Source organism: Bradyrhizobium sp. S3.12.5, from assembly GCF_040548225.1.
GTDB classification, from domain to species: Bacteria; Pseudomonadota; Alphaproteobacteria; order Rhizobiales; family Xanthobacteraceae; genus Bradyrhizobium; species Bradyrhizobium cytisi.
The window spans coordinates 297,875-313,393 of the sequence record NZ_JBEPRF010000008.1 but is presented as its reverse complement, the minus strand read 5'-3'; the positions used below and the strand labels follow the sequence as shown (position 1 = coordinate 313,393).

Annotated in this window: 15 protein-coding genes and 1 pseudogene; 2 read left to right on the top strand and 14 right to left on the bottom strand. The window is 66.1% G+C overall.

Features of this window, described 5'->3' with window-relative positions; genetic code table 11:
• The first annotated feature begins 258 nt into the window (after window positions 1-258).
• Together msrA and ABIC09_RS14400 are read left to right on the top strand one after the other, a co-directional pair.
• Window positions 259-774 (top strand): peptide-methionine (S)-S-oxide reductase MsrA, encoded by a 516-nt coding sequence (gene msrA, locus ABIC09_RS14405; RefSeq protein ID WP_354109670.1) that lies wholly within the window; start codon window positions 259-261, stop codon window positions 772-774.
• 16 nt (window positions 775-790) lie between these two features.
• Window positions 791-898: pseudogene (locus ABIC09_RS14400) on the top strand (tripartite tricarboxylate transporter substrate binding protein); the annotation flags it as partial.
• 27 nt (window positions 899-925) lie between these two features.
• Here ABIC09_RS14400 and ABIC09_RS14395 read toward each other — a convergent pair.
• The 14 genes from ABIC09_RS14395 to ABIC09_RS14330 are packed head-to-tail and all read right to left on the bottom strand — an operon-like array spanning window position 926 to window position 15,517.
• Window positions 926-1,552, bottom strand: coding sequence for an FMN-dependent NADH-azoreductase (locus tag ABIC09_RS14395; RefSeq protein ID WP_354109669.1), 627 nt, complete (start codon window positions 1,550-1,552; stop codon window positions 926-928).
• 3 nt (window positions 1,553-1,555) lie between these two features.
• Window positions 1,556-3,133, bottom strand: a complete 1,578-nt coding sequence (locus ABIC09_RS14390) for an isochorismatase family protein (protein WP_354109668.1) — start codon at window positions 3,131-3,133, stop codon at window positions 1,556-1,558.
• 21 nt (window positions 3,134-3,154) lie between these two features.
• The gene (locus ABIC09_RS14385) at window positions 3,155-4,003 is read right to left on the bottom strand and encodes an MBL fold metallo-hydrolase (protein WP_354109667.1); all 849 of its coding nucleotides are present in this window, start codon (window positions 4,001-4,003) and stop codon (window positions 3,155-3,157) included.
• Window positions 4,004-4,033: 30 nt separating this feature from the next.
• Entirely contained in the window at window positions 4,034-4,918 is an 885-nt protein-coding gene (locus tag ABIC09_RS14380; protein WP_354109666.1) for an amidohydrolase family protein, read from the bottom strand.
• On the bottom strand, window positions 4,915-6,036 hold the full coding sequence (locus tag ABIC09_RS14375; protein ID WP_354109665.1) for a vWA domain-containing protein: 1,122 nt from the start codon (window positions 6,034-6,036) through the stop codon (window positions 4,915-4,917). The genes ABIC09_RS14380 and ABIC09_RS14375 overlap by 4 nt, the downstream gene beginning before the upstream one ends.
• The gene (locus ABIC09_RS14370; protein WP_354109664.1) at window positions 6,033-6,914 is read right to left on the bottom strand and encodes an AAA family ATPase; all 882 of its coding nucleotides are present in this window, start codon (window positions 6,912-6,914) and stop codon (window positions 6,033-6,035) included. The genes ABIC09_RS14375 and ABIC09_RS14370 overlap by 4 nt, the downstream gene beginning before the upstream one ends.
• Before the next feature lie 12 nt (window positions 6,915-6,926).
• Window positions 6,927-7,949: a xanthine dehydrogenase family protein molybdopterin-binding subunit gene (locus ABIC09_RS14365; RefSeq protein WP_148755469.1), complete on the bottom strand. Its 1,023-nt coding sequence runs from the start codon at window positions 7,947-7,949 to the stop codon at window positions 6,927-6,929.
• Window positions 7,950-9,545: a xanthine dehydrogenase family protein molybdopterin-binding subunit gene (locus ABIC09_RS14360; RefSeq protein ID WP_354109663.1), complete on the bottom strand. Its 1,596-nt coding sequence runs from the start codon at window positions 9,543-9,545 to the stop codon at window positions 7,950-7,952.
• A 12-nt stretch (window positions 9,546-9,557) separates the two neighbouring features.
• Complete coding sequence (locus ABIC09_RS14355) at window positions 9,558-10,034, bottom strand: (2Fe-2S)-binding protein (RefSeq protein ID WP_354109662.1); 477 nt, start codon at window positions 10,032-10,034, stop codon at window positions 9,558-9,560.
• 6 nt (window positions 10,035-10,040) lie between these two features.
• The gene (locus tag ABIC09_RS14350; RefSeq protein WP_354109661.1) at window positions 10,041-10,859 is read right to left on the bottom strand and encodes an FAD binding domain-containing protein; all 819 of its coding nucleotides are present in this window, start codon (window positions 10,857-10,859) and stop codon (window positions 10,041-10,043) included.
• Entirely contained in the window at window positions 10,860-11,303 is a 444-nt protein-coding gene (locus ABIC09_RS14345; RefSeq protein ID WP_354032187.1) for an SRPBCC family protein, read from the bottom strand.
• 5 nt (window positions 11,304-11,308) lie between these two features.
• Window positions 11,309-11,746, bottom strand: a complete 438-nt coding sequence (locus ABIC09_RS14340) for an SRPBCC family protein (protein WP_015686997.1) — start codon at window positions 11,744-11,746, stop codon at window positions 11,309-11,311.
• A 10-nt stretch (window positions 11,747-11,756) separates the two neighbouring features.
• Entirely contained in the window at window positions 11,757-14,657 is a 2,901-nt protein-coding gene (locus tag ABIC09_RS14335) for a flotillin family protein (protein ID WP_354032041.1), read from the bottom strand.
• A 26-nt stretch (window positions 14,658-14,683) separates the two neighbouring features.
• The gene (locus tag ABIC09_RS14330; RefSeq protein ID WP_148755464.1) at window positions 14,684-15,517 is read right to left on the bottom strand and encodes a phosphoenolpyruvate hydrolase family protein; all 834 of its coding nucleotides are present in this window, start codon (window positions 15,515-15,517) and stop codon (window positions 14,684-14,686) included.
• Window positions 15,518-15,519 lie beyond the last annotated feature (2 nt).

Below are 15,519 nucleotides of genomic sequence, written 5' to 3'. Positions count from 1 at the left end.
CCAGGACTTGCCGGCGCCAGGACTTGCCGGCGCCAGGACTTGCCGGCGCCAGGACTTGCCGGCGCCAGGACTTGCCGGCGCCAGGACTTGCCGGCACCAGGACTTGCCGGCACCAGGACTTGCCGGCACCAGGACTTGCCGACACCAGGACTTGCCGGCATCGGCCTGATGAAGGCAAAGTCCTGGGCGAGAGGCCGTCGAGGATGGGGTGTTTCCGCTTGAATCGCGGCAATCCCGATGGAGCAGATGGAGCATCAAATGACGACAGAGCGCGCAGTTTTGGCTGGAGGATGTTTCTGGGGCATGCAGGATCTCATCCGCAAGCAGCCTGGCGTGATCTCGACGCGGGTCGGCTACGCCGGCGGTCGGGTGAAGAACGCCACCTATCGCAATCACGAAGGCCACGCCGAAGCAATCGAGATCATGTTCGATCCCGCGAAGACCAGCTTCCGGACCATGCTTGAGTTCTTCTTCCAGATCCACGATCCCACGACGTTCAACCGTCAGGGCAATGATCTCGGCACGAGCTACCGCTCCGCGATTTTCTACACGTCAGACGAACAGAAGCACGTCGCCGAAGACACCATTGCCGATGTCGAGGCATCGGGCCTGTGGCCCGGCAAGGTGGTGACGGAAGTCGCCCCCGCCGGCGAATTCTGGGAGGCCGAGCCCGAGCATCAGGATTATCTCGAACGCTATCCCGACGGCTACACCTGCCATTTCGTCCGGCCGGACTGGAAGCTGCCGCGACGTGCGGCGGCTGCGGGAGGCTAGCGGTGGCCAAGGGTTCTTGAGACAGGCGGGCAAGATACGGCTGCTCGCGGTCACACCCGACAAGCGATCGAGCGGCGCGCCTGATATCCCGACCGCCATTGAATCGGGGATGCCGGATCTTCAGTCGCTGTAAGGGTGACAAGAGCGCAGCTCAGAACCGCTTCGCCATCTCGGCGAGGCGGCGTCGGGCGGTGTCGCGGGCGGCACGGATCGGCTCGGCCGGGCCTGCCGTCGGGCCGATCGCCACGAAGCGCACGTTGCGGACGCCGATGAAACGAAGCGCCTCGCGCAAGTACGGCGTCGCCATGTCGATGCGGCCGCGGTTCATGCCGGTGGCAAAGTCGCTGCCAGAGGCGAGGATGACGATGGTCGGCCGATCCTTCAGCAAAGGAAGGTAACCCTGCGCCGGGTCGAAGCGGAACGTCAGGCCGGGCTGGATGACGATGTCGAACCACTGCTTCAGCTTGTAGGGGATGCCGAAATTCCACATCGGCGTCGAGATCAGCACGCGGTCGGCCAGCGAAAAGCGCAGCGCCATCCGCTCGGCATGCGCAAAGCTGTCCCGCTGCGCGTCGTTGAAGGCCACCGCGTTCATCCGCGCATATTTGGCCTCGACGATGGGGCCTGCAAATTCCGGGATGCGCTCGCGCCAGAGATCGACGACGTCGATGTCCCAGTCGGGGCGGGCCTGGCGAAAGCCGTCAAGGAACGTCCGTGCACCGGCGCTCGACTCGGAATCGGCGCGTGGGGAGCAGGAGAGGTGCAGAAGCTTCACCACCACTCATCCCAGCGCTCTAATGACGGCGTCCGCGCGGGTGACCACCGCGACGTTCTGCATGGCAAAGTTGATCGAGGCCGAGTGCCAGTCGGCATTCATGGTCGAGCAGCAGTCCTCCGGCACGATCATGAAATAACCTTTGTCGGCACCGGTGCGCGTGGTGTGCTCGACCGACATGTTGGTCCAGGCGCCGGTGTTGATGATCATGTCGCGGCCGGTGGCTTTGAGGATTGTCTCCAGCCGCGTGCCTTCCCAGGCGCTCATCCGCATCTTCTCGACCACGAAGTCGCCGGGGCGCGGCTCGAGCCCAGAGACCGGCGCGGCGCCCCAGCTGCCGCGCACCATCGCCTTACTGTCGACGAGGCCCTCGAACAGCGGCGCGTTCAGCGTCACGCCGGGTGCGCCGGGCTCGACCACGAACCAGACGTGGACGATGACAACGCCTCGGGCACGCGCGGCCTCCGCGAGGCGGCGGACATTCTCGACGACATGCTGCTGCTTCGCGTGCCCCGGCGCGCCGGACTCGGCAAAGGCGCCGCCGTCCATGATGACGTCGTTCTGGAGGTCCTGGATGATCATGGCGCAGCGGTTTGGATCGAGGCGCAACTCGCCGTCGGCCAGGATTGGCGCCGCGGCGGCAGGGCCGGCGCTCGTGGTGCCGCCACCATTGCGCCTGCCGCTCATGTAGGGCTCGTGGCGCGGGCCGGCCTTGGTCGGGATGGCATAAACCGAATGCGTCGAGGTCAGGTACAGCGTGCGGAAATCCGGTCCGCCCCAGGCGAGGTTGGCGACGAGCTCGGGCACGCGAACTTTTCCAAGCAGCTCACCATACGGCGAATAGACCCAGACGCCACCGGGCGCGGTGACCCAGACATTGCCGTGCTGGTCGCACTTCATGCCGTCGGGCAGGCCCGGCTCCAGCTCGGAGCGGATGCCGCTTGCGAACACCCGCGCGTTCGACAACGTGCCGTCGGCATTGACGTCGAAGACGCGGACCAGCGCCTGCACGGTGTCGTTGACATAAAGCAATGTCTCGTCGGGCGAGAAGCACAGTCCGTTCGGTTGATCGAACAGGGTTCGATCGACCACCAGCTTGGGCTCGCTGCCGGGCACCACGCGATAGACGCCCTGGAAGCCGAGCTGCCGCGGCCGTTCGACGCCATAGACCGGCATGCGGCCGTACCAGGGATCCGAGAAATAGATCGCGCCGGACGAGTGCACGCAGACGTCGTTGGGGCTGTTGAGCTCCTGCCCGCCAAAGTGCGAGGCCAGCACCTCGCGCCGTCCGTCCGGCCGCTCGCGGATCAGCGACGAGGTCGCGTGCTCGCAGACGATCAGGTTGAGCTCGGAATCGTAAGTCATGCCGTTGCATTTGTTCGACGGGCGCTTGACCTCGGCGATGCCGCGGCGCGCGTCCCAGCGCCGGCGCACGTCGCCCGGCATGTCCGAGAACAGAAGGTAGTGATCAACGGGATGCCAGATCGGCCCTTCCGTGAAGTCAAAACCTGTGCCGACCTGCGCGACCGGCGCGTAAGGGTCGATCAGCGTCTCGAATTCGGAGCGCAAGGTGACGTGTGTCATCGGTCGGTCCTCAAGATCATCTCAAGCCGGAAACCAGTTCCGCGCGGGCAGGGACTGCACGATCGGGCCCGGCACCTGGTCCTGGAGCCGGCCCACGACGTTGCCGCCTTCGATCCTGGCGGGGCGGTCATGCACCGGCAGCAGATAGCGCGAGTTGCTGAGCAGCTTCTTGATCGCGGCCTTCTCCGCGCGCTTGCTGGTGCCGTGATTGCCGGTCGTGCGCGGCTCCCAATCGTGGATCTCGTTGAAGGGCGTGACGATCTGGTCGTTGATATCGTAGATCACATCGCCGCATATGGTAGCGATGCCGTCGGCGGTCTCGACGATGATGTTCATCGAGCCCTCGGTATGGGCGTTGGCGGCGTCGCAATAGACGCCGGGCATCAGCTCGATCGGGCCGGTGATCTCGAGGTCGAGGAAGCGCAGCGCGCTCTTGGTGTGCAGGCGGTCGATCAGGTGCTTGATGTCGGGCGCCGGATATTGCGGATGCATCAGTCCGGAAACGGAATACTCCAGCTCCTTGCGGTTGAGGACGACAGTCGTGTTCATCGGGAACAGATCGTCCTTGCCGGCATGGTCGATGTGCAGATGGGTATGGCAGACGAAGCGCACGTCACCCATCCGCACGCCGTGGCGCGCGAGCTGGTTCTCGATCATGTTCTCGTGGTACTGCAAGCCGCGCATGCCCAGAGTCTCCATGATCTGGTTGGATCGATAGCCGGTGTCGACCACGACCGGATATTTGCCGCCGAGGATCAAAAAGCCCAGCGTGAGGACGCGGCGGGTGCGGCCGCAGTCGCGGCCAAGCACCAGGAAGCTTGATTCCAGCTCGATATCGCCGTAGTCCAGGATCTTGATCTCGAGCGCCATTCGTTTCCCTCCCTGTTCTGCTTTTATCTGTCAAAGCCGATAGACGCGCGTTGCGGTGCCTCTGAAGATCGCATCTCGTTGCTCGGGCTTCAGCGGTACTGCCGCTGCACGAAAGGCGTCGGCGAGCTCGCGATAGCTGGTCCACAACTTCTCGATCGGGAAATTGGAGCCGAACAGGCAGCGCTCGGCGCCGAAGATCGCGACGGTGTCGATGACGACGGCGGCGATATGCGCGGGGTCGTTGCGATGGATGAACGTGCCGAGCCCCGACAGCTTGGAGACCACGTTCGGACACGTCGCGAGCCGGGCCATCCCGGCGCGCCAGGCAGCGCGCCCCCCAGGCGAAAGGTCCTCGTGCATGCCGGCATGCTGAAGGACGAAGGTCACCTTGGGACAGGACTCCGCAAGCTGCGCTCCATCCGGCATCTGAGGCGTGAAGAGTTGGAGATCAAAGCTCCAGCCGTAGTCGGCAAGGTGCGCAATGTTGCGACGGACCATGGGATCGATGCAGAGATCTGGCTTTGCGGCGAAGCGATAGAGCGGGTTCTCGTGCCAGTGCAGCTGCATGCGTACGCCGCGCACCAGCGGATAGCGCTTCAGGCGGTCGAGCTGCGGGCGCACGTCGTCGACCGCGAAATTGGCATAGGCGACGATGGCATGCGGCCATCCGTGATCGTCGGCGGTCCGCTGCACCCAGGCGGCTTCGTCCTCGAAGCGGTCGTTGGCCCAGTTGGTCTGGACGTAGACCGAGCGGATGACGCCGCTACCCCTGACGTCGTCGAGATATTCCTGGATCGGATAGTTGCGGCGGATGGCCTCGTAGGGTCCGAAAATGCGGGGCTGCATCGGGCCGGTCAGCCAGGGCAGGTCGGCCTGCCGCCAGATATGATGATGCCCGTCGACAATCTCGGTCACGCAACTCTCCTTCGTCCCAGTGCCAGTACGTGTGCGACGATCGACGTGCTCGATCCGCCGTCGACGAGGTCGTCGACGAAGCGCTCGATGGCGACCAGCGCTTCCGTCTGCGGACGGAAACCCGGCCCGATCGCGAGCGGCGTCAGCCAGCTCACGCGCCAGGCCCGCCGCGACAGTTTGGCCACGGCGTCACGGAGTGCATCGGGTTCGCCCCGCTCCAGCCCGTCCGAGACGATGACCACGGCCGCCCCTCGCGCGTACCCGCCGAACCGCGGCACTGCGAGGAAGGCCCGCAGCGCGTCGCCGATGCGGGTGCCGCCGTCCCAGTCGCTGACGAGATGCGCGGCCGCACTCAGCGCTTGCTCGCGGCGCTTCAGCCGCAACGAACGAGTGACGCGGGTCAGCCGGGTGCCGAAGGTGAAAACCTCGACATTGGGCGCGGCCTGGACCAGCGCATGAGCGAGTTTCATGTTCTCCTCTGTACGGCTCTTCATCGAGCCGGAGACGTCGATCAGCAGCAGGAACTTTCGCGGGCGCTGGCGTCGCTTCATATGGCCGAGCCGCAGAATTTCGCCGTCATTCCGGACGGAGTCGCGCAAGGTGCGGCGGAGATCGGCAAAGTGACCGCGACGGGCGCGCATGCGGCGATGGCCGCGCCGCCGCGGCAGCCGCCGGGGAGCCTCGCGCGACAGGCGGCGGAGTGCATCTGTCGTGGAAAGCTGCGCAAAGCGGCGTTCAACCAGCGCCTCGGTGCGGGTGGCGGTCAGGCCGGACTCATTGGCCTCCTCGGAGAGCAGCGGCTCCTCGTCGCCGCGGCCCTCTTCCTGTAGCCTGACGGTCTCGTCGTCCTCGCCATCATCGACGCGCTCCAACGCTTCGCTGCCGCGGAAGTGGAGGTCGAACAGGCGGTCAAAACTCGCGCGGCGTTCGGGCGGTGGAGCGAGAGTGGCCAGTGCCGCCTGTCTGATATCCCCGAGGTCGCGTGGGCCGAGCAACTCGATCGCTGTGAGGAACGCGGTGGTCTGCTCCGGGGCGACGGCAAAGCTGTTGGCGCGCATGAGTGCAACGAAGGAGACGAAGATGCGGGCGGCCTGTGGCAGTTGGAGATCGGTGCTCATGCGGTCGCCTCCGCGAGCATGGCGTCGAGCCGGGGCGAGATGAAATGCAGATCCTCCTCATCCTTCAGCGCCACGCCGATCGAGCGCCTGAAGGCGTCGGGCCAGCGGGCGCCGCCCTTGTGGAGCAGCGTTGCGGCCTCGGCCCAGTCGACGGCTTCGGCGATGCCCGGCGCCTTGCTCAGCGGCTCGCGACGGAGCCTGCCGACGGCCGCGACGACGGCGCGCGCGGTCGCCTCCGCAACGCTGGAGGCCCGCAGCATGACGATGCGTGCCTCCCGCTCTTCGGTGGGATAGTCGATCCAGTGATAGACACAGCGGCGGCGCAAGGCCTCGTGCAAATCGCGTGTGCGGTTCGAGGTCAGCACGACGACGGGTCGCTCGGTGGCGCGCACCGTGCCGCGCTCGGGGATCGAAATCTGGAAGTCGGACAAAAATTCGAGCAGGAAGGCCTCGAACTCCTGGTCGGCGCGGTCGATTTCGTCGATGAGCAGCACGGTGGAGTCTGGGGCCCGCAGCACCGCCAGCATGGGACGCTCGATCAAAAACGTCTCGCCATAGATATCGATACTTTCGTCGCCGGCCTGGCGGATCGCGAGCATCTGGCGCGGGTAGTTCCACTCGTAGAGCGCCGCGGAGGCGTCGATACCCTCGTAGCATTGCAGGCGGATCAACCGGCGGCCGAGCACGGCGGCGATGGCTTTTGCGGCCTCTGTCTTGCCGACGCCCGGTGCGCCCTCGAGCAGCAGGGGCTTGCCCAGCGCGAGGCCGAGATAGGCGGCAGTCGCGAGGCCCTCGTCGGCGAGATAATAAGCCGCACGCAGCGCCTTCTCCAGCGCCTCCGGGCTGTCGATGCCGACGATGTTGCTGCGGACCGCCATGAACTAGGCCCTCTAGCGCCGCGCCTGCGGCCGCGTGCCGCCCTGGGCCTTGATCGCACGCAACACTTTCTCCGGCGTAATCGGCAGATCGTCGATGCGTACACCGACCGCGTTGAAGATCGCATTGGCGATCGCCGGCAGCACCGGGTTGGCGCACATCTCTCCCGGACCCTTGGCGCCGAATGGACCGTCGGGGGCAGGGCGCTCCAGCACCGCAATGTCATGCGGGCAGATGTCGCCGGGGCCGGGCATCAGATATTCGACGAAGTCGCGCGGGCCGTGCACGGGCTCGGGATAATATGGCTCCGGGGTCTCATAGAGCGCGTGGCTGACGCCCATCCAGGCGCCGCCGACAAGCTGCTGCTCGACCAGGCGCGGGTTGAGCGCGCGGCCGAGCTCGTAGGCCGAATCCATCCGCACCATCGCAACTTCGCCGGTCTCGTCGTCAACCTCGACCTCGGCGACCAGGCAGGCATGGGCGTAGCAGGTGGCGGGCGACATCTCGCCGGTCTCCGGATTCACTTCAGAGAGCGGCACCAGGAAGATGCCGCGGCCCGAGATGGTCTTGCCCTGCTTGAACTGCGCGGCGATCGCAACGTCCTTGGTCGAGATCGAGCGATGCGGCGCGCCCTTGACGTGGATGTTGCCGCGCCCGTCGGTCTCGAGATCGGCGGCGTTGACCTCGAGCTCTTCGGCCGCAGCTTCCATCATGACACCGCGAGCCTCGCGGGCCGCCGCCATCACCGCGTTGCCGACGCGATGGGTGCCGCGCGAGGCGAACGAGCCCATGCAATGCGGGCCGGTGTCGGAATCTGCGGTGTCGACATAGACGTCCTCGACCGGCACGCCCAGCGTCTCCGCGCAGATCTGCCGCGTCACCGACTTCATGCCCTGTCCCAAGTCGATCGACGACAGCGCCACCGTGAACTTGCCGCTCGGGTTGGAATGCACCAGCGCCTGGCTGGGGTCGCCGCCGAGATTCATGCCGATGGGATAGTTGATCGACGCGATGCCGCGTCCGCGATGCCGGGTCATCTAGCGCCTCCTGGTGCCAAAGACGGAGGAGAAACGGGTCGCGCCATGCGAGGGCGTGGCCGGCCGCGGCGAGGGCGGCGGCGGAGGAGGTGGTGGCGGCTCGCGCGGCGGTTCGCGGGTGACGGTGGGCGGAAGACGGTCGTAGCTGGTGCGCTGCTGCGCCGGAGCGGTGGGCCGCGCGCGCAAAGAATCCGTCGGGGTCGGCGGGATCACGGCGCGGCTGCCGCCGCCGTCCTTGCGCGAGGATGCTCGCTTGAACTCCTCACGAAGCGGCCACTTGGCTTTCTCGGCCGCGACCTGGACGCATTCGATCAGGGCGGTGTTCTTGGCCTCGCGCCGGTGCGCCTTCATGTCGCCGTCGCGATAGGCGTTGAGGATCCGGAACTCCATCGGATCCATGTTGACGAGGTGTGCCAGCTTGTCCATCTGACACTCGATCGCAAAATCCATCGCGGTCACGCCGAAGCCGCGCATGGCGGTCGCCGGCGTGCGGTTGGTGAAGACGCAATAGACGTCGCCATAGACGTTGGGGATGGTGTAGGGACCCGGCAGATGCGCTGCGCATTTCACGGCGGCGTAGCTGGACAGCCGCGTATAGGCGCCACTGTCGAAATAGCAGCGGATCTTGCGCGCGACGACGCGGCCGTCGCGCATCACGCCGTCCTTGATATAGATGCGCTCGGCGCCGCGCGGCGGGCCGTATTGCATCTCCTCCTCGCGCCCGAACACATAGCGCACGGGCCGTCCGGTCAGCATCGCGCCGAGAATGGCGAGCGGCTCGGTCAGCGTGTCCACCTTGCCGCCAAAGCCGCCGCCGACGGTGCCGCCGATAAAGTGGAAGGTGTTGGACGGCACGTCCAGAATCTTGGCGCAGGTGTCGACCGAGAAGAACAGCGCCTGGGTCGAGGTGTAGACCACATAACGGCCGTTGGTGTCCGGCGCCGCGATCGCACCATTGGTCTCGGTCGGCGCATGCTCGATCGGCGACATCTGGTAGCGCTGCTCGAGCACGTGGTCGGCGGTCGCGAGCGCCGCGTCGGCATCGCCGAAGCGCAGCTTCTGGTGATCGTAGGTCTCGTGATAGGTGAAGGTGTTCTTGGGATAGGTTTCGTTGACGACGGGCGCGCCGGGCTTCAACGCATCCTCGACGTCGAACACCGCCGCCAGCGGCTCGTAGTCGACCTTGACTTTTGCGATGGCCTCGAAGGCCTCGCGCTCGCTGTCGGCAACGATGGCGACGATCGGTTCGCCCTTGTAGCGGACCTTGTCGACCGCGAGCGACGGCTCATCGTCCTTGCCGAAATTGATCAGGCTCAGAAGCGTGTTGAGATTAACCGGCACATCAGTGCCGCGGATGATCCGGCGTACGCCGGCGGAGCGCTCGGCCTCGGTGGTATCGATGCGGCGAATTCTGGCATGCGCCTGCGTCGAGCGGACGACCTTCAGATGCAGCATGCCCTGGAGCTTGTGGTCGTTGAAGTAGCTCGACGTGCCCGTGACGTGGCCGAGCATGTCCTGGCGCTGGGTGCCCTTGCCGATTTCCTTCAGATTGTCGTCGCGCTCGTCGGCGAAGATGTCCTTGCGCAGTTCCAGCATGGTCACGTTCCCTTAGGCGCTGACCCGGCCGCTGGCGGCGGCGAGGATGGCGTTGATGATCGGCTCGTAGCCGGTGCAGCGGCAGATGTTGCCGGAGATGGCTTCAATGACCTCGTCGCGACTCGGCGACGGGTTGCGGTCGAGCAGGGCCTTTGCGGCCATCAGCATGCCCGGGGTGCAATAGCCGCACTGGGCGGCAAAATTGTCGGCGAAGGCGCGCTGGAGCGGATGCAGGTTCGGGCCCTGCTTCATGCCGTCAAGCGTCTCCACCGAACGGCGGGCGACGGTTTCCGCCAGCGTCAGGCAGGAGAGGTGAAGCTCACCGTCGATCAGCACGCTGCAGGTGCCGCAGCCGCCCTGGCCGCAGCCGAATTTGGGCGTCATGTCGCCGATCAGCTCGCGCAGCGCGACCAGCAGATTGGTGCCGCCGTCGACGAAGATCGCGACGTCGCGGCCATTGTGACGAAATTGCAGGGGGATCTTGGACATGACCGTTTATTCCTGTCCTGACAGCAGACGGCGCAGATGGACGCCAACGATCTCGCGCCGATACCAGGCGCTGCCAAGCGCATTGTCCGATGGCGATGTTCCTTCAGTGACGGCGGATGCGGCCGCCGCAATGGTTGCGGCATCCAGCGAGTGGCCCTCCAACGCCCGCTCGGCGGCGCGGGCCCGGATCTGGATCGGTGCCATCGAGCCCAACGCGATCCGCGCGCCAGCGATCCGGCCGCCGCTGATCGGCAGATGCGCGGCCAGCGTGATGACAGAGCCGCCCTTCGGCTTGATGCGCGCGATCTTGCGATACCGAAACGCTTCGCTGCTTGGGGGACGGGTGCAGGAGACCGACAGGACCAGCGTGCCGGCTTGACGGTCGCGGGCCTGCAAAAACTCCTCAATCGGGATGTCGCGCGCGCCAAAGCCGCCTTGCACGGCGACGGTGGCATCGAGCGCCAGCAGCGCGACGGTGAAATCGCCATACGGGTTCGGGGCGAAGAGATTGCCGCCGACAGTCCCCATGTTGCGCACGGCCGGGCCACCAATCGAACGGGCAGGGGCGTGAAGGAAGGCAAGGTCGCGCTCGGCAAGGACGCGCGCGAAAGTGACGCCGGCGCCCAGCGTGATGCGCGGGCCGGAGGCATCGATCCGGGTCAGCGCCTGGTCCTGGGCACGAACGACGGTCGAGATTGTGACGTCGCCCTCGTTCAGCGCGCGCATCACCAGCGTGCCGCCGCCGAGATAGCGCGCGCTGCGGTCGGCGGACAGCGCGCCCGCCGCCTCACTGGCGCTGGTGAAAGTCTTCACTGTCACGCCCATTTATGCGGCCTCCTTCAGATGGCGGCGGATTGCCTCGAACCCGGCCTGATAAATGTCTTCGGCAACCATGTGGGTGATGCGGTCGCGGTCCTCGGGCTTGGTCGTGAAGCGCGACTCCCAATGCCAGAAGGTGCGATCGCCGTCGGTGACCGGCAGCAGGCGGACATGGGCGACGTAGTTGAACATCGGGATCGGGGTATCGAGCAGACAGTAGCTGAAGCTCTGTTCGAGGTCGGACAGCGCCAGCAATTGCTCGCGCAGCTCTGCGCCGTCCTTGAGCTTGAACCGCCTGACGCAGCCGATCTTGTCCGGGGAATGTGCGCGCTCGATCGAGGAGGTCGCAACCGCCGGATGCCAGCGGTCGTGCCCGTTGAAATCGCGCAGCAACGACCACGCCGCATCGGTCGGCGCGTCCAGGATCGTGCTTTTGACGATATGCGGCACCGCCATCACCCTCCGAACACGCGCTTGAGGGCATCGAAGCCGCCCTGGAACACGCCGCCGCCGATGTTGCCGACGAGCTCCGTCTCCCGCTCCGGCGCGCAGTCGAACTCGGCGGTCCATTCCACAAAGGTCTGGTCGCCGTCGGTGACGGGCGTCAGCCGCAAGGTCGCGACGTAGTTCTCGACGCCCATCGGGGATTCCAGGATCGAGTAGGTGCAGAACATGTCGTAGTCGGAGAGGCCCAGAAGCTTCTCGCGGATGCGGTCGCCGTTGCGCAGGCGAAAATCCCTGACGCAGCCGATCTTGTCGGAGGGCTCGCCGCCCTCGATGCGGCTCTCAGCGATCGCCGGGTGCCAGTTCGGTAGGCCATTGAAGTCGCGCACGCGCGCCCAGACGCGGTCATTGCGCGCATTGACGACGGTGGAGACGTAGACGCGGGGCATGGGTCAGACCTCAGCTCTTCTTCCGCGGACCACGCTCGGCCGGCGGTTCGCCGCCCTCAGCTGCAGGCGGAGGGGCTGCGGTCTTGTCGCCGCCACCGCCCTTGCGCGCAGACTCCTTGATGCCCTGCATGTCGCGGGCCTCGCGGATCAGGCCGGGCATTTTTGCGAGGCTGCCACCCTCGACGCCGATGTCCGCCAGCAGCGAATCGATCAGCGGCGCCTGCACGCGGTAGCGCAGCGCCGAGTCGATCACCTCGTCGGTGGCGCTGCGGCCGCCATTGCCGCCATGGCCATTGCCATTGAGTCCGTCGACCTGGAGGATGCGGATGCCCTCGATCTTCTCCATCGGCTTGACGCTCTCGCGCACGATGCCCTCGATCCGGTCGAGCAGCTTTCTCCGGAACAGCGAGTAGCGCGCCTGGTCGGTGAGGACGTTCTCGGCCTCGTTCAGCATCCGCTGCGCTTCGGCTTCGACGGTGGCACGGACACGCTCGGCGTCCGCCGCAATCCGGGTCTCCTCGGCCTGCTTCTCGGCAATCATGATTTCGACGGTCTTGCGGCGTTTGGCGATCTCGCTCTCGCGCGCGGTGATGACGCGCTCGGTTGCCTCGGTGGCCCGCATCCGCGCTTCCTCGGCCATCGCCTTGGCAGCGGATTCTTCCAGCGACTTCTGATGGATCGCGATTGCCTTCTCCATCAGGACGGTTTCGACCTCCTTCTCGCGGTTGACCTCGAGCTTGCGCAGCTCGCGCTCGCGACCGACGCGGGCTTCGTCCAGGCCGCGGTCGGAGGAGATGCGCGCGCGCTCGACCTCCTCGCGGGAGGCGATCTCGGCCTCCTGCAACGACTGGACCCGGGCGACCTCGAGCTGCTCGATCGCGCGCCGGCGCTCGAGGCGGGCAGCTTCCAGCGCCTGCTCGCGCGAGACGTCGGTGGTCTCGACCTCCTTGCGGGCGACGATCTCGGCCTGCCGAACCTGGCGATCGGCATCGATCCGCTCCGATTTCTTCGCGGAGAGGGCGATGACGCGGTCCTCGTCAGCGATCTCGATCGCCTTCTTCTGCTCGATATTGAGCACCTCGCGCTTCTTGGAGGAGTTGATCCGTTCGGCCTCCAGGGCAAGATCGACCACGATACGCTGGCGCTCGATGGCGTCGCGCCGTTTCAGTTCGGCGGCCTCCAGCACGCCTGTGCGCTCGATTTCCAGCGAGCGGGTATCGCGCTCGGCCTGGATGCGTTCGGCCGCAACGGCCTTCTCCTGCGCGATGCGGGCCGCCTCGATCGCTTCGCGGGAGGCGATGTCGGCTTCCTCGACGGCGCGATTGCGCGCGATCTCCAGCGAACGCACGCGCTCCTCCTGAGCGATGCGGCTCGCTTCGGTCGTCTCGCGTGCGGAGATGCCGGCAACTTCAAGGGCCTGGTTGCGCTCGATCTCCAGCTGCCTCGTGTTCTGCTCGGCAGCGATGCGCTCGGCGGCGAGCATCCGCTCGCGGGCGATGCGGGCCGCCTCGACCGCGCGCTGTGCCTCGATCTCGGCCTCCTGGATGGTACGGACCTGCTGGATCTCCAGCGCGCGGGTGCGCTCGTCTGACGCGATACGCTCGACATTGACGATCAGCGTCTGGGCGATGCGCGCTTTCTCGGTAGCTTCGCGGGCGGCGATCTCGGCTTCGTCGATGGCGCGGGTGCGCTCGATCTCGCGGCGGCGCGTTTCCTCTTCGTTGGCGATGCGGGCATCGGTGACGACGCGGTCCTGCTGGATCCGGGCCTTCTCGATCGCCTCGCGCGCGGCGATCTCGGCTTCCTCGACGGTCCGCATCCGCTCGATCTCGCGCTGGCGGACCTCGCGTTCCGACGCAATGCGCGTCGTGTCGATCGAGCGCTGGTTGGCGATCCGCGTCTTCTCGATCTCCTCGCGCGCCAGCAGCTCTTTCTCCTCGATGGTGCGGGTGCGCTCGATCTCCTTCTGGCGGGTCTCGCGCTCGGAGGCGATACGGGCCTCGGCAATCGCTTGTTCATTGGCGATCCGCGAGCGCTCGATCGCCTCGCGTGCGGAAATCTGCGCCTGCTCGGCCTCGGTCTCGCGCAGGGCGCGTTCGCGGGCGACTTCCGTGCGCTGGAGCGCGCGGCGCATCTCGATGTCGCGTTCCTGCTCCAGCCGCGCCGTCTCGCTCTCGCGCTCGATTTCGAGTGCCTGTCGCTCGGCCTCCAGATTACGGGTGCGGATCTTGATCATCGAGTCCTGCTCGATGTCGTTGCGCAGCTTGCGCCTCGCCTCGATGTCCTCCATCAGCTTGGTCAAGCCTTCGGCGTCGAAGCGGTTCGAGGGGTTGAAGAATTCGAGGTCGGTCTGGTCGAGATCGGTGATGGCGACGGATTCGAGCTCGAGCCCGTTCTGGGCGAGCGCCTCGGCCGCATTGGTCTTGACGCGCGCGACATAGTCGCCGCGCCGTTCATGCATCTCTTCGAGGGTCATTTCGGAAGCGACCGAGCGGATCGCGGAAATGAACTTGCCGGCCAGCAGCGCGTGAAGCTGTTCCGGCTCCATGGTGCGGCGACCGAGCGTTGCGGCGGCGATCGAGACGGCTTCGCGAGTGGCCTGGACCCTGACATAGAAATCGGCCTCGATATCGACGCGCATGCGATCGCGCGTGATCACGGCGTCCTGCCGCGAACGCACGATCCCCATCGGCAGCACGTTCATGTTGACCGACGTGTAATCGTGAATGAAGGGCAGCACGAAGGCACCGCCGTTGATCACGACGCGTTCGCCGAGGAAACCGGTCCGGACGAACGACACCTCCTTGGAGGAGCGGTGGTAGAGCCAGTTGACGATGTAGACGCCAACCACGATCACGATGATCGCGACGATCAGCCAGAGAATAAGCTCGCCGACCAGGATCCCTGACATGTTTCCCTCCCTCAATCTTACAGGCGTTATCGCGCGCCGATCGCCTTGAATTTGCGTACCTGCTCCGTCAACGCCCGCTCCACCGGCAGCCGCTCCATCGAGGAGGCACCGTAGAAGCCGTGGCAGTAGCGGGTGTTCTTCATGATGAAATCGGCATCCGCCGGATCCGCGATCGGGCCGCCATGGGCAAGCACGAGAATGTCCGGATTGACGCTGAGCGCGGCGGACGCCCAGGTGTCGATGCGCGCCGGGCAGTCCTTCAGCTTGGGTGCGGTCTGCGCGCCGATGGTGCCGCCGGTGGTGAGCCCGAGATGGCAGACGATGATGTCGGCGCCGGCGATCGCCATCGCGGCGGCTTCCTTCTCGCTGAAGACGTAAGGCGTCGTCAGCAGGTCCTTCTCGCGCGCCTTGGCGATCATGTCGATCTCCAGCGCGTAGGACATGCCGGTCTCTTCGAGATTGGCGCGGAAGACGCCGTCGATAAGGCCTACGGTCGGGAAGTTCTGCACGCCGGCAAAGCCGAGCGCCTTGAGCTGATCGAGGAACACGTCCATGTCGCGGAACGGATCGGTGCCGTTGACGCCGGCGAGCACCGGCGTCTTGCTGACCACGGGCAACACTTCGCCGGCCATCTCCAGCACGATGGCGTTGGCGTCGCCATAGGGCATCAGCCCGGCAAGCGAGCCGCGGCCGGCCATGCGGTAGCGGCCGGAATTGTAGATCACGATGAGATCGACGCCGCCGGCTTCCTCGCATTTGGCCGACAGGCCGGTGCCAGCGCCGCCGCCGACGATCGGCTCGCCGCGTTTCGCCATCTCGTGAAACCGTCTCAACAATGGTGCGCGTTCAAACCGGGCCATCG